The organism is Pseudomonas sp. Eqa60, assembly GCF_018326405.1.
Taxonomy (GTDB): Bacteria; Pseudomonadota; Gammaproteobacteria; order Pseudomonadales; family Pseudomonadaceae; genus Aquipseudomonas; species Aquipseudomonas protegens.
Genome location: NZ_AP024342.1, coordinates 6,028,912 through 6,041,993, shown reverse-complemented (window position 1 = coordinate 6,041,993; position 13,082 = coordinate 6,028,912). Strand labels below are relative to the sequence as shown.

Genomic DNA, 13,082 nt, shown 5'->3' with positions numbered 1-13,082 from the left:
CATGAGGGTAGGCAGTCGCACTGGAATTCACGCAGCAAGTCGTTTGGCCCTGGCCATTCACTTGGGCGTCGCAGGGCTGTTGGCAGGAGGCGGTTTGCTGCACGCGGCAGAGCCTGTGGGTGCAGCCCCACAGAGCGCCCAGCAGCAACGCGAGATGGATTTCGATATCCCCGCCCAGGCTCTCGGCAGTGCGGTGCTGGTGTTTGCCGAGCAGGCCGGGGTGCAGGTGCTGTTCGACAGCCTGCGCCTGCATGGCTTGCACAGCTCGCCGCTCAAGGGCCGCTACAGCGCCGAGGAGGGCCTGGCGCGGCTGCTGGGCAATGCGCCGGTGCAGTACCGCTTCACCGGCGAGCGCCAAGTGACCCTGAACCGGGTGGAAACCGGCCGTGACGGCGCCCTGGCCCTGGCGCCCACCACCATCTCCGGCAACCTCGAAGGCCGCCAGAGCGACTGGGTGTATAACGCGCCACGTTCGGTGAGCGTGGTCGGCCGCGAGCAGCTCGATCGCAACCCGCCCCGGCACGCGGCCGACATGCTGGAGGAAACCTCCGGTGTGTATTCGGCAGTCAGCCAGCAGGACCCGGGCCTGTCCGTGAATATCCGCGGCCTCCAGGACTATGGCCGGGTCAACATGTCGGTGGACGGCATGCGCCAGAACTACCAGCAGAGCGGCCACCAGCAGCGCAACGGCACCCTCTACGTCGACCCCGAGCTGCTCTCCGAGGTGGTGGTGGAGAAGGGCGCCACTTCGACCATGGGCGGCGCCGGGGTGATTGGCGGGGTCGCCAATTTTCGCACCGTCGAAGCCCGTGACCTGCTCAAGCCCGGCCAGGAAATCGGTGGCCGGATCCGCGTGACCAGCGGCCTGGGTGGCCGCAGCAACGGTACCCATTTCATCGGCAGCACCGCCTTCGCCATCGGCACCGAGGTCTGGGACATGCTGCTGGCCGCCAGTGAACGGCACCTGGGGGACTACAACCCGGGGACCAAGGGCGGCATTGGCGAGCTGCGTACCGGCAGTTGGATGGACCCGTCGATCAATGACCGGGTGAAGAATTCCAAGGTGGCCTATTCCGCTTCCGTGATGCGTTCGCGCCTGGCCAAGCTGGGGCTCAACCTGCCCCAGGACCAGCGTCTGCAACTGAGCTACCTGACCACCCAGGTGTCCTACGACGACGCCAACATGATGAACGTCGAGAACCAGCAACAGCTCTGGGAAAAGCTCGGCAGCAGCGATGTGCGCTCGCAGAACTTCGGCCTCGACTACAGCTACACCCCGGACAACCCGCTGATCGACTTCAAGGCCAAGCTCTACTATGTCGACAACAGCAACGACCAGAGCACCCTGACCCGGCGCAGCAGCCCCGGCTACTCGATCACCTACCAGACCGACACCTATGGCGCTCAGGCGCAGAACACCTCGACCTTCGCGCTCGGCGAGCTGGCCACGCTGAAGGCCAACTACGGCCTGGAATTCTTCTATGACAAGGTCCGCCCCGACTCCAGCCAGCCGGTGCCCAAAGGGTCGGCGGTCAGCGCTTCGCCCGCGGCCAGCATGACCCCCGAGGGCGATCGTGCCCTGGGCAGCCTGTTCACCCGCCTGGATTTCGACTACGACGGCTGGCTGAACCTCAACGCCGGTTTGCGCTACGACCGCTACCGCCTGCGGGGCGAGACCGGAATCAACACCCGCACCTTCGTGATCGGCAAGACGCCCCGGCAGATTTCGGTGCCGGTGGCCTATGACATCGACAACGAGGAAGGGCGCTTCTCGCCGACCTTCGGCCTGTCGGTCAAGCCGGGCGTCGAATGGCTGCAGTTGTTCGCCAGCTATGGCAAGGGCTGGCGGCCACCGGCGGTGACCGAAACCATGATCACCGGCCGGCCCCACGGCGGCGGCTCGGAGAGCACCTTCCCCAACCCCTTCCTCAAGCCGGAGCGTTCCAGCACCTGGGAAGCGGGGGTCAACGTCTTCAAGGAAAACCTCTGGTTCAACGATGACCGCCTGGGGATCAAGGTGGCGTACTTCGATACCCGGGTCGATGACTTCATCTATATGGCCATGGGTGTGCAGCCCCCTGGCTACGGCTCGCCCGGCATCGGCAACAGTGCCTATGTCAACGACCTCAGCAGCACCCGCTTCAAGGGCGTGGAGTACCAGCTGGACTATGACGCCGGCCGCGCCTACGGCCAGCTGAACTACACCCGCATGATCGGCGACAACGATTTCTGCACGAAAATCGCCTGGCTGGGAGGCGTGACCCAGCCGGTGAAGAATGGCAGTGGGCGTGGTGCGATCGTCACCGGCATGCGCCCCGATGATGCGGCCAACAATGCCAGCCGCTGCAATGCGGCGATCCTCGGTTCGGCCGAACACATGCCCATGGACCGCGGCACCCTGACCCTGGGCGCACGCTTTTTCGACCGCAAGCTGGATATCGGCGCCCGGGCCCGCTACAGCGCCGGCTATTCGATCGCCGGCTCCGCCACCGGCACCGTGAGCCAGACCGGCGTCTACCCGGCCGACTGGAAGCCCTACACCGTCTACGACCTGTATGGCAGCTACCGGGCCACTGAAGAACTGACCCTGCGCCTGGCCATGGAAAACGTCACCGACCGCGCCTACCTGGTGCCCCTCGGCGATGTCCTGGCCTTCACCCTCGGCCGTGGCCGGACCTTGCAGGGCACCGTGGAGTATCAGTTCTGACCGCTTTTGCCCATTGATGGGCAAAACCGCAGCAGGCAGTGGCGTGCTGCGGACATGACCCCCCTAATGTATTGGAGTTTTGCATGAGCATTTCGATCTCTTACAGCGCTACCTACGGCGGTAATACTGTTGCGCAATACCTGACTGACTGGTCGGCCTACTTCGGCGACGTCAACCACCGCCCAGGCGAAGTGGTCGACGGCACCAACACCGGTGGCTTCAACCCGGGCCCGTTCGACGGCACCCAGTACGCCATCAAGAGCACCGCCAGTGATGCGGCCTTCGTCGCCGACGGCAACCTGCACTACACCCTGTTCAGCAACCCGAGCCACACCCTCTGGGGCTCGGTGGACACTATCTCCCTGGGCGACACCCTCGCCGGTGGTTCGGGCAGCAACTACAACCTGGTCAGCCAGGAAGTCAGCTTCACCAACCTGGGCCTCAACAGCCTGAAGGAAGAAGGCCGTGCAGGCGAAGTGCACAAGGTGGTCTACGGCCTGATGAGTGGCGACAGCTCGGCGCTGGCCGGCGAGATCGATGCCCTGCTCAAGGCGATCGACCCAAGCCTGTCGGTGAACTCCACCTTCGACGACCTGGCCGCTGCTGGCGTTGCTCACGTCAATCCGGCTGCCGCAGCCGCTGCCGATGTTGGCCTGGTGGGTGTGCAGGACGTGGCCCAGGACTGGGCGCTGGCCGCCTGAGTGCAGGCCTGAGGCATAAAAAAGCGAATGCAGGATCGCTCCTCCATTCGCTGGCTTGACTCACCTCCGTCGCCCGAGTTTTCGAAGGCCAGGGCGGCGGCGGTGGCAAATTCTGGGGAGCGCCGTGGTGCCTGTCAACGCACCGGGCGCGCCTCTTGTCGTTCCGCTCTGCCCGAGCGGAAGGCCCTGTAACCCTACACTCTCCACAGGACACCTTGATGAGCAGGCCGAATCCACTTGCCGCTTCCGAGACGCTGGCGGCCTTGACGGCCTACAAGGGCGGCTTTTTCAACATCGGCCTGTTCTCGGCGGTGATCAACCTGCTGATGCTGGCCCCGGCCCTTTACATGCTGCAGGTCTACGACCGGGTGCTGGCCTCGGGCAATCAGATGACCCTGCTGATGCTGACGCTGATGATCCTCGGCCTGTTCGGCCTGATGGGGGCGTTGGAGTGGGTGCGCAGCCAGGTGGTGATCCACCTCGGTACCCAGATGGACATGCGCCTGAACCAGCGGGTGTATGACGCCGCTTTCGAAGCCCAGCTCAAGGGCAGCCCCCAGGCCGCCGGCCAGGCTTTGAACGACCTGACCGCGCTGCGCCAGTTCGCCACCGGCAATGCCTTGTTCGCGTTCTTCGATGCGCCCTGGTTTCCGGTCTACCTGCTGGTGATCTTTCTCTTTCACCCCTGGCTCGGCCTGCTGGCCCTGGCCGGCGCGGTGCTGCTGGTGGCGCTGGCCTGGATCAACCAGCATATCTGCCAGGCACCCCTGGCCCAGGCCAGCCAGTTGTCGATCATCACCAGCCAGCAGGCCACCGCCAACCTGCGCAATGCCGACGCGATCGAAGCCATGGGCATGCTCGGTGCCCTGCGCGAGCGCTGGTTCATCGGCCACCAGGGCTTTCTCGCCCAGCAGAACCTGGCCAGCGAAAAGACCGCCACCATCAGCGCCTGGTCCAAGGGCGTGCGCATGGCCCTGCAGTCCCTGGTGCTGGGCCTGGGCGCCTGGCTGGCGGTGCAGGGCCAGATCACCCCGGGATGATGATCGCCGGCTCGATCCTAATGGGCCGCGTGCTCAGCCCCATCGACCAGTTGATCGCGGTATGGAAGCAATGGAGCTCGGCGCGCCTGGCCTACGAGCGCCTGTCGCAGCTGTTGCAGGCCAACCCGCCACGGCCGGCGCGCATGAGCCTGCCGACGCCCAAGGGCAAGTTGAGCGTCGAACAGCTGAGTGCCTGTGCCCCTGGCAGCCGGCGCCCGGCCCTGAGCAACCTCGGTTTCACCCTGGAGGCCGGCCAGGTGCTGGGGGTGATCGGCCCTTCCGGTTGCGGCAAGTCCACCCTGGCCCGGCTGTTGGTCGGTGCCTGGATGCCCCTGACGGGAAAGGTGCGCCTGGATGGCGCAGACCTGGCTCAGTGGGACAGGCAGCAACTGGGTCCGCATATCGGTTACCTGCCCCAGGACATCCAGCTGTTCGCCGGCAGCATCGCCGAGAACATCGCGCGTTTTGCCCAGCTGGACTCGGATCAGGTCCTGCAGGCCGCACAAATGGCCGGGGTGCACGAACTGATCCTGCAATTGCCCCAGGGCTATGACACGCGCCTGGGCGAGGGCGGTGCCGGGTTGTCCGGCGGGCAGCGCCAGCGCATCGGCCTGGCGCGCGCGTTGTACGGTTTGCCGGCGCTGATCGTGCTCGATGAACCCAACTCCAACCTTGATGAAGCCGGCGAGCAGGCGCTGCTGCAGGCCATCAGCCAACTCAAGCAACGGCAGCGGACCCTGGTGCTGATCACTCATAAGCCCAACGTGCTGACCCTCACCGACCAACTGATGATCCTGCGCGAGGGCCAGTTGCAAGCCTTTGGCCCGACGGCACGGGTGCTGGAGGCGAACCAGAAGGCCAAGGCCGCGCCGCCGCCAGCTGTACCGGTGAGCAATCCGGTGACCAGTCTGAACATGAATTACCGCCTGGGCGTGGCCGGCGGCGAAGGGAAAAAAGCATGAAGGCGAGTGTATCCACAGGCTCTGTTGCGCCGGTCGCTGGGCCAGCCGCCAGCAATGTATTGTCCCTGGACGACAGGAAGTACTCACGGCTCGGCTGGCTCCTGGTGCTGGGAGGTTTTGCCGGGTTCATCGGCTGGGCCGCCTTGGCGCCGCTGGACAAGGGCGTGGCGGTGTCGGGCAAGGTCATGGTCTCGGGCCATCGCAAGACCGTGCAGCACCAGAGCGGCGGCATCGTCGAGCGGATCGAGGTCAAGGAGGGCGACCGGGTCAGTGCCGGGCAGGTGCTGCTGCGCCTCAACGAGACGCCGCTGCGCACCCAGATGCAATCCCTGCGCAGCCAGTACCTGGGTTCCCTGGCCAGCGAAGCGCGGCTGAATGCCGAGCGCGATGGCGCCAGCGATATCGTCTTCGACCCGCAACTTCAGGCCCTGGCCAGCGAGCCGGACGTGGTCGCCAGCCTGGCCCTGCAACGGCAGCTGTTCAGCAGCCGGCGCCAGGCCCTGAGCATGGAACAGCAAGGGATCGCCGAGACCATCGCCGGCTCCGAGGCGCAACTGCGGGGTACTCGGGATTCCCAGGCCAGCAAGCGGCAACAGCGCAGTGCCTTGAACGAACAGCTGCAAGGCCTGCGGGAACTGGCCCGGGACGGCTACATCCCGCGCAACCGGCTGCTGGACAGCGAGCGCCTGTACGCGCAGATCGACGGCTCGATCGCCGAGGACTTCGGCCGCATCGGCCAGTTGCAGCGGCAGATCCTCGAATTGCGCCTGCGCATCCGCCAGTCCAGCGAGGATTTTCAGAAAGACCTGCGTAGCCAGTTGGCCGATACCCGGATCCGTACCGAAGACCTGCGCAATCGCCTGGCGTCCGCCGAGTTCGAACTGGCCAACAGCCAGGTACGTGCCCCGGCCGCCGGGGTGGTGGTGGGGCTGGAGGTCTACACCGAAGGTGGGGTGATCAAGCCGGGCCAGCCGCTGATGGACATCGTGCCCCAGGATGAGCCGTTGCTGGTGGAGGCGCGGGTGCCGGTGCAACTGGTGGACAAGGTGCACCCGGGGCTGCCAGTGGAGCTGATGTTCTCGGCCTTCAACCAGAGCACCACGCCCAGGGTGCCGGGGGAGGTGACCCTGGTGTCCGCCGACCGGCAGGTGGATGAGCGCACCGAGGAGCCTTACTACACCTTGCGGGCCACGGTCAGCGCCCAGGGCATGCAGCAGTTGCAGGGCTTGCAGATCCGCCCGGGCATGCCGGTGGAAGCCTTTGTCCGTACCGGCGAACGCTCGATGCTCAATTACCTGTTCAAGCCCTTGCTGGATCGGACTCACATGGCGTTGGTGGAAGAATGATTCGAGCCTGGTGCTACTACCTGCCCCTGCTGTGCCTGTTGAGCAGCACGTCGGTCCAGGCCCTGGGGTTGCTGGACGCCTATGACCTGGCCTTGCGCAATGACCCGACCTTCCAGGCGGCGATCAAGGAGCGCGATGCCGGGGAAGAGAACCGGGCCATCGGCCGTGCCGGGCTGCTGCCGAACCTGTCCTGGAGCTACAACAATTCGCGCAACCAGTCCGAAGTGACCCAGGAGACCGTTCGCGGTGATGTCACCAATGACCGGGACTACCGCAGCTACGCCTCGACCCTGACCCTGCAGCAACCGCTGCTGGACTACGAAGCCTATGCGCGCTACCGCCAGGGCTCGGCCCAGGCGCTGTTTTCCGACGAACGCTTTCGCGGCAAGAGCCAGGAACTGGCGGTGCGCCTGCTCAGTGCCTACAGCCAGGCGCTGCTGGCCCAGGAGCGTATCGAACTGAGCCGGGCGCAGAAGCGTGCCTACGCCGAACGCTTGCAGCTCAACGAGCGCCTGCTCAAGGGCGGCGAGGGCACCCGCACCGATGTGCTGGAGACCCAGGCCCGGCTGAGCCTGGCCCTGGCGCAGGAGATCGAGGCCCAGGACCAGCAGGATGCCGCCCTGCGCGAGCTGCAAGCCATAGTCGGCGAACCGTTGCAGATCGACGAACTGGATCCGCTGACCCGGCAGTTCCAGATCCAGCCGCTGCTGCCCAACCGCTTCGACAGCTGGCGTGACCTGGCCATGGCCAACAACCCGGACCTGGCGTCCCAGCAGCAGGCGCTGCGAGTGGCGGAGTATGAAGTGGAGCGCAAGCGCGCCGGGCACCTGCCCAAGGTGAGTTTGTATGCCAGCAGCCGTCAGACCAGTTCCGATTCGGAAAGCTCCTACAACCAGAAGTACGACACCAATACCGTGGGCATCCAGGTCAGCCTGCCGCTGTTTGCCGGTGGCTCGGTATCGGCCTCGACCCGCCAGGCGGCCAGCCAGCTGTCCCAGGCCCAGTTCGAACTGGATGCCAAGACCGCCACCACCCTCAACGAACTGCGCAAGCAGTTCAACCTCAACACCAGCGCCGCGGCCAAGGTCCGGGCCTATGAAATGGCCGTCAGCTCCGCCGAGGCCCTGGTGACCGCGACCCAGAAGAGCGTGCACGGCGGCGAGCGGGTCAACCTGGATGTACTGGACGCCGAGCAACAACTGTTCACCGCCCGCCGCGACCTGGCGGATGCCCGTCATGCCTACCTCTTGGCGCGGATCCAGCTCAAGTACTACGCCGGCCTGCTCAACGAACAGGACCTGCAGCAACTGGCCGGTTACTTCCGCCCCCTGGGCTGACACCACTGCGCCCGCACCTACCCCTGCAGGAGCTGGCTTGCCAGCGAAGGCGTCGGTCGGGTTGGCGCAAGGCTCAGGGGCCTCTTCGCTGGCAAGCCGGCTCCTACGGAGGGGGGCGTTACGTCTGGTTTGGCCTTGTAGGAGCTGGCTTGCCAGCGAAGGCGCCGGCTGGATTGGCGCAAGGCTCAGGGGCCTCTTCGCCGGCAAGCCGGCTCCTACGGAGGGGGGGGCGTTACGTCTGGTTTGGCCTTGTAGGAGCTGGCTTGCCAGCGAAGGCGCCGGCTGGATTGGCGCAAGGCTCAGGGGCCTCTTCGCCGGCAAGCCGGCTCCTACGGAGGGGGGCGTTACGTCTGGTTTGGCCTTGTAGGAGCTGGCTTGCCAGCGAAGGCGCCCGTCTGAACAGCGCAAGGCTCAGGGCCTCTTCGCCGGCAAGCCCGCTCCTACGGAGGCGGAGGGCTGCGGAATGACAACGGCCGTCTCGAGGATGGCCGTTGGGGAGCGGGGCAAATCAGCGGCGGGTCAGCAAGACTCCGGATTCCATGTGGTGGGTCCAGGGGAACTGGTCGAACAGCGCGCAGCGGGTGATGCGGTGGCTGTCTTGCAGCTGGGCGATGTTGGCCGCCAGGGTCTCCGGGTTGCAGGAGATGTACAGGATGTTGTCGAAGCGCCGGGTCAGTTCGCAGGTGTCCGGGTCCATGCCGGCCCGGGGCGGGTCGACGAACACGCTGCCGAATTCGTAGCTCTTGAGGTCCACGCCCTGCAGGCGTCGGAACGGCCGAACTTCGTTCAGGGCTTCGGTCAGCTCTTCGGCCGACAAGCGCACCAGGGTGACGTTATCCACAGCGTTTTCGCTGAGGTTGCTCAAGGCCGCATTCACCGAGGTCTTGCTGATCTCGGTGGCCAGCACCTTGCGCACCCGGGTGGCCAGGGGCAGGGTGAAGTTGCCGTTGCCGCAGTACAGTTCCAGCAGGTCGTCCTGGCGCTCGCCCAGGGCTTCATGGGCCCAGTTGAGCATCTTCTGGTTCACCGTGCCGTTGGGCTGGGTGAAGGCGCCTTCGGGCTGGCGGTAGCTGAAGGTACGCCCGCCGACTTCGAGCTTTTCCACTACGTAGTCCTGGCCGATGACTTCGCGCTTGCCCTTGGAGCGACCGATCACGCTGACCTTGAGGTCGGCGGCCAACTGGCTCGCGGCCTTGTGCCAGTGCTCGTCCAGCGGGCGGTGGTAGCACAGGGTGATCATCGCGTCGCCGGCCAGGGTGGTGAGGAACTCCACCTGGAACAGCTTGTGGCTCAGGGGCGCGCTGGCTTGCCAGGCGGCCTTGAGCCGGGGCATCAACTGGTTGATGCGTTGGCTGGCGATGGGGAACTCCTCGATGAGGATCGGCGTGCGCTTGTCGTCCTGGGAGAACATCGCGTAGTGCCGTTCCCCGGCCTCGCGCCACAGGCGGAACTCTGCCCGCAGGCGGAAGTGCTGCAGGGGCGAGTCGAAGACCTGGGGCTCGGGCGCATCGAAGGGGGCCAGCAGGTCGCGCAAGCGCGCGACCTTGTCATTCAACTGGGTGGTGTAGCTTGCGGCGTCAAAAGTCATGCGGGGTAACCGAGCTTGATCACGAACAGGATCGACAGGATCACCAGGGGCGCGTTCAGCTCACGGGCACGGCCCGACAGCAGTTTGATCACGGTCCAGGCGATGAAGCCGAAGGCGATGCCGTTGGCGATGGAATAGGTGAACGGCATGGCCAGGGCGGTGACGACCACGGGAGCGGCGACGGTGATGTCTTCCCAGTCGATTTCTGCCAGGCCCGAGGTCATCAGCACAGCGACGAACAGCAGGGCCGGTGCGGTGGCGAAGGCGGGCACGCTGGCTGCCAGTGGCGAGAAGAACAGCGCCAGCAGGAACATGATCGCCACCACGATGGCGGTCAGGCCGGTGCGGCCGCCGGCGCTCACGCCCGCCGCGGATTCGATGTAGCTGGTGGTGGTCGAGGTGCCCAGCAAGGAACCGGCCATGGCGGCGGTGCTGTCGGCGATCAGCGCCCGGCCCATTTTCGGCATGTGGCCGTCCTTGCCCATCAGCCCGGCGCGCTTGGCGACGCCGATCAGGGTGCCGGAGTTGTCGAACAGATCGACGAACAGGAAGGCGAAGATCACGCTGATCAGGCCGATATCCAGGGCGCCCTTGATGTCCAGTTGCAGGAAGGTCGGGGCCAGGGACGGTGGCATCGAGGTCACGCCGCCGAACGGGGTGACGCCCATGAGAATGGAGACGACGGTCACCGCGAGGATGCCGATCAGCACCGCGCCGCGCACTTTCAGGGCTTCCAGGGCCACGATCAGGGCAAAACCCAGGGCAGCGAGGATGGGGGCCGGTTTGCTCAGGTCGCCAAGGCCGACCAGGGTCGACTCGTTGCCCACGACGATCTGGGCGTTATGCAGGGCGATCAGCGCCAGGAACAGGCCGATACCGGCGGCAATGGCCGAGCGCAGGGGCAGGGGGATGCTGTTGATGATCCATTCGCGGATCTTGAAGATCGACAGTATGAAAAACAGCACCGCCGAGATGAATACCGCACCCAGGGCTACCTGCCAGGTGTGGCCCATGTGCAGGACCACGGTGTAGGTGAAGAAGGCGTTCAGGCCCATGCCCGGTGCCAGGGCGATCGGGTAGTTGGCGATCAGGCCCATGACGGTGGAACCGATGGCCGCCGCCAGGCAGGTGGCAACGAAGATCGCGCCCTTGTCCATGCCCGTCTCGCCGAGAATGCTCGGGTTGACGAAAAGGATGTAGGCCATGGCCAGGAAGGTGGTCACGCCCGCAAGAATCTCGGTGCGCACGTTGGTGTTGTGTGCCTTGAGTTGAAACAGCCTTTCCAGCATGTCTGCTCCCCGTGGCGCCGCCGGGCGCCGTGAATGTATCGACTCCAACAGCAAAGCACAGACTTTATAAGGTGCCTGCGGATTTGCTCTGGGTCGGAAAAAGCCGCGCATCATACCAGCAGCGTGGGCCAATGGCTGCGATCGTCGGCGATGTTTTGCCGCGCTGGCAAGTAGCGCATACTGCGCCCTGGTTTTAGGGGGGATTTATGCGCAGCACAGTGAAAATGACAGCCCTGGCATTGCTCGGCGCGACAGCCTGCTGGCTGGCGGCCCCGGCCATGGCGCGCTCGGCCCCGCCGTTGAGCCGGGTGGAGATTCTCAAGGTGCTGTCACCTTCCTGCGGCCTGGAGGATGTCTCCGACGGCCGTGAACGGACCCAGTGCGATCACAACGGCCCGAACATCAAGGTCTACGTGCTGGAGATCGGCTACGGCCGCGAGCCCCATGTGACCCTGGACGGCTTTGAGGTCGATGGCACCCGTTCGCCGGTGTGCGAGGACGGCTCCAGCTATGTGCCCTGCGGCAACTCGGGGACTACCGTCGGCTATGTCTATGTCTTCGACCTGGCGGACAAGCAGGAGGGCACCTTCAGCTTTCGCAACACCTCGCTCAACGCCCCGGGCAACAGCCTGGGCGCGCAGATCTACATCAAGTGACGGCGCCCTGAACGGCAGCCGGCAAAGCTGACTAAGCTCTAAAGACCTCCACGCGGAGTCATCCCCATGACCTTCAGAGCCCTGGTCACCCTTGCCGAAGGCATCGACGACCTGCAAAGCGTGACCCTGATCGACGTACTGCGCCGTGCCGAAGTCGAAGTGCTGGCCGCCAGCGTCGAAGGCCGGCGCATGCTCACCTGCGCCCGGGGCACCCGCTTGACCGCCGACGCCATGCTGGTGGACGTGCTGGCCCAACGCTTCGACCTGATCGTATTGCCCGGCGGCGCGGTGGGCGCCCAGCACCTGGCGGCCCATCAACCGCTGCAGCAACTGCTCAAGGATCAGGCCGCAGCGGGACGCCTGTTCGCCGGCATCGCCGAAGCCCCCGCCCTGGCCTTGCAATCCTTCGGCGTGCTGCGCCAAAGGCGCATGACCTGCCTGCCCAGCGCCAGCCATCATCTGCTGGGCTGCACCTTTGTCGACCAGCCGGTGGTGGTGGACGGTAACTGCATCACCGCCCAGGGCTCCGCCGCGGCCCTGGCGTTTGCCCTGGCCTTGGTGGAAGCGCTGTGCGGTCGCGGCAAGCGCGCCAAGGTGGCTGGAGAGCTGCTGGTTTAGGGCTCAGCCAACATGGGCCACGATGGGCTCGATCACCGGTTGCAGTTCCTGCTCGGTGTGCCAGATGTCGTAATCGGCCTGTACCGCCAGCCAGACCTTGGCCTTGCCGATTCCGGCGCGTTCCAGCCTGACCGCCAGTTCCGCGCGGATTGGCGCATGGCCGTTCAACACCTTGGACAGGTGCGGGCGGGCGTAGCCGATATGCCGCGCGAGCTCCGTCACGCTGATGCCCAGTTCGGGCAAGATATCCAGGCGCAGGGTGTCACCGGGGTGGGGCGGGTTGTGGATGGGCATGATCCTGCCTCCTGTTCAGTGGTAGTCCAGATAATCCACCAGCTCGATATCCGAACCTACGAAACGAAAGATCACTCGCCAGTTGCCGGACACCACCAAAGACCAATAGCCATGCAGGTCGCCCTTGAGTGGATGCAGCCGCCAGCCCGGCAGGTTGAGCCCGGCCGGTTCGCTGGCGTGATCCATGAACGACAGCTGGCGCGCCAGCCGGCGTGCATGCTCAGCCCGTATTCCACGAGTTGATCCGGTTTCATAGAAGGCGCGCAGGCCTTTGTGCTGAAAGGACTTGATCATGGAGTGCGAGTGTAAGGCGATACCTTACACGCTTCGTAGCGGTTTTGTATTGCAGAGAATGATCAACAACCTGTTACGAGGCCCCCCACGGGGCGTTTCTCTGTCGCAGCTCGGTTCGGCAAGGAGTCGGGCACGGGGCTTGTGAACGGGTAACAAAGGCTAACCAGCCGCTTGTTGCACCGCCCGTCCCATCACCCCTATAGTTCGCGCCGTCGCTGCCAATTCAGCGGCCGGGTTTGGTCACCCGAAA

General features: G+C 65.2%; 10 protein-coding genes and 1 pseudogene. 7 read left to right on the top strand and 4 right to left on the bottom strand.

The annotated features are described in order from the left end of the window. Position 1: 1 nt before the first annotated feature. The 5 genes and pseudogenes from KI242_RS27360 (at position 2) to KI242_RS27340 (ending at position 8,093) form a co-directional block, all read left to right on the top strand. Entirely contained in the window at positions 2 to 2,707 is a 2,706-nt protein-coding gene (locus KI242_RS27360; protein ID WP_212805706.1) for a TonB-dependent receptor, read from the top strand. Positions 2,708 to 2,790: 83 nt separating this feature from the next. After that, positions 2,791 to 3,408: a heme acquisition protein HasA gene (locus tag KI242_RS27355; protein WP_011063600.1), complete on the top strand. Its 618-nt coding sequence runs from the start codon at positions 2,791 to 2,793 to the stop codon at positions 3,406 to 3,408. A gap of 218 nt (positions 3,409 to 3,626) precedes the next feature. Continuing rightward, positions 3,627 to 5,410: pseudogene (locus KI242_RS27350) on the top strand (type I secretion system permease/ATPase). Next, positions 5,407 to 6,756 (top strand): HlyD family type I secretion periplasmic adaptor subunit, encoded by a 1,350-nt coding sequence (locus KI242_RS27345; protein WP_212805705.1) that lies wholly within the window; start codon positions 5,407 to 5,409, stop codon positions 6,754 to 6,756. The pseudogene KI242_RS27350 and the gene KI242_RS27345 overlap by 4 nt, the downstream one beginning before the upstream one ends. Further along, entirely contained in the window at positions 6,753 to 8,093 is a 1,341-nt protein-coding gene (locus KI242_RS27340) for a TolC family outer membrane protein (RefSeq protein ID WP_123431478.1), read from the top strand. Before KI242_RS27345 ends, KI242_RS27340 begins: the two co-directional genes overlap by 4 nt. 508 nt (positions 8,094 to 8,601) lie before the next feature. On the opposite strand, the gene trmA is transcribed toward KI242_RS27340, so the two are convergent. Next, the gene (trmA, locus tag KI242_RS27335) at positions 8,602 to 9,681 is read right to left on the bottom strand and encodes a tRNA (uridine(54)-C5)-methyltransferase TrmA (protein WP_152686463.1); all 1,080 of its coding nucleotides are present in this window, start codon (positions 9,679 to 9,681) and stop codon (positions 8,602 to 8,604) included. Continuing rightward, entirely contained in the window at positions 9,678 to 10,970 is a 1,293-nt protein-coding gene (locus tag KI242_RS27330; protein WP_077934816.1) for an NCS2 family permease, read from the bottom strand. The genes trmA and KI242_RS27330 overlap by 4 nt, the downstream gene beginning before the upstream one ends. Positions 10,971 to 11,176: 206 nt before the next feature. Here KI242_RS27330 and KI242_RS27325 point away from each other — a divergent pair, with 206 nt between their 5' ends. Together KI242_RS27325 and KI242_RS27320 are read left to right on the top strand one after the other, a co-directional pair. Continuing rightward, positions 11,177 to 11,626 carry a DUF4879 domain-containing protein gene (locus KI242_RS27325; RefSeq protein WP_077934815.1) on the top strand — a complete coding sequence of 150 codons (450 nt, stop codon included), beginning with the start codon at positions 11,177 to 11,179 and terminating at the stop codon, positions 11,624 to 11,626. A 66-nt stretch (positions 11,627 to 11,692) separates the two neighbouring features. Next, positions 11,693 to 12,244, top strand: a complete 552-nt coding sequence (locus KI242_RS27320; protein WP_077934814.1) for a DJ-1 family glyoxalase III — start codon at positions 11,693 to 11,695, stop codon at positions 12,242 to 12,244. 3 nt (positions 12,245 to 12,247) lie between these two features. Here the strand turns inward: KI242_RS27320 and KI242_RS27315 are convergent, their stop codons facing one another. Both KI242_RS27315 and KI242_RS27310 read right to left on the bottom strand, forming a co-directional pair. Further along, positions 12,248 to 12,538, bottom strand: coding sequence for a HigA family addiction module antitoxin (locus tag KI242_RS27315; protein ID WP_072444991.1), 291 nt, complete (start codon positions 12,536 to 12,538; stop codon positions 12,248 to 12,250). Between the two features lie 15 nt (positions 12,539 to 12,553). After that, positions 12,554 to 12,832: a type II toxin-antitoxin system RelE/ParE family toxin gene (locus tag KI242_RS27310; protein ID WP_077934813.1), complete on the bottom strand. Its 279-nt coding sequence runs from the start codon at positions 12,830 to 12,832 to the stop codon at positions 12,554 to 12,556. Positions 12,833 to 13,082 lie beyond the last annotated feature (250 nt).

What these genes read in the sequence shown, in the direction of transcription:
- KI242_RS27325 (WP_077934815.1), top strand. Translation starts at nt 11,177, where the DNA reads ATGCGCAGCACAGTGAAAATGACAGCCCTGGCATTGCTCGGCGCGACA.
- KI242_RS27340 (WP_123431478.1), top strand. Translation starts at nt 6,753, where the DNA reads ATGATTCGAGCCTGGTGCTACTACCTGCCCCTGCTGTGCCTGTTGAGC.
- KI242_RS27315 (WP_072444991.1), bottom strand. Translation starts at nt 12,538, where the DNA reads ATGCCCATCCACAACCCGCCCCACCCCGGTGACACCCTGCGCCTGGAT.
- KI242_RS27355 (WP_011063600.1), top strand. Translation starts at nt 2,791, where the DNA reads ATGAGCATTTCGATCTCTTACAGCGCTACCTACGGCGGTAATACTGTT.
- trmA (WP_152686463.1), bottom strand. Translation starts at nt 9,681, where the DNA reads ATGACTTTTGACGCCGCAAGCTACACCACCCAGTTGAATGACAAGGTC.
- KI242_RS27320 (WP_077934814.1), top strand. Translation starts at nt 11,693, where the DNA reads ATGACCTTCAGAGCCCTGGTCACCCTTGCCGAAGGCATCGACGACCTG.
- KI242_RS27360 (WP_212805706.1), top strand. Translation starts at nt 2, where the DNA reads ATGAGGGTAGGCAGTCGCACTGGAATTCACGCAGCAAGTCGTTTGGCC.
- KI242_RS27310 (WP_077934813.1), bottom strand. Translation starts at nt 12,832, where the DNA reads ATGATCAAGTCCTTTCAGCACAAAGGCCTGCGCGCCTTCTATGAAACC.
- KI242_RS27345 (WP_212805705.1), top strand. Translation starts at nt 5,407, where the DNA reads ATGAAGGCGAGTGTATCCACAGGCTCTGTTGCGCCGGTCGCTGGGCCA.
- KI242_RS27330 (WP_077934816.1), bottom strand. Translation starts at nt 10,970, where the DNA reads ATGCTGGAAAGGCTGTTTCAACTCAAGGCACACAACACCAACGTGCGC.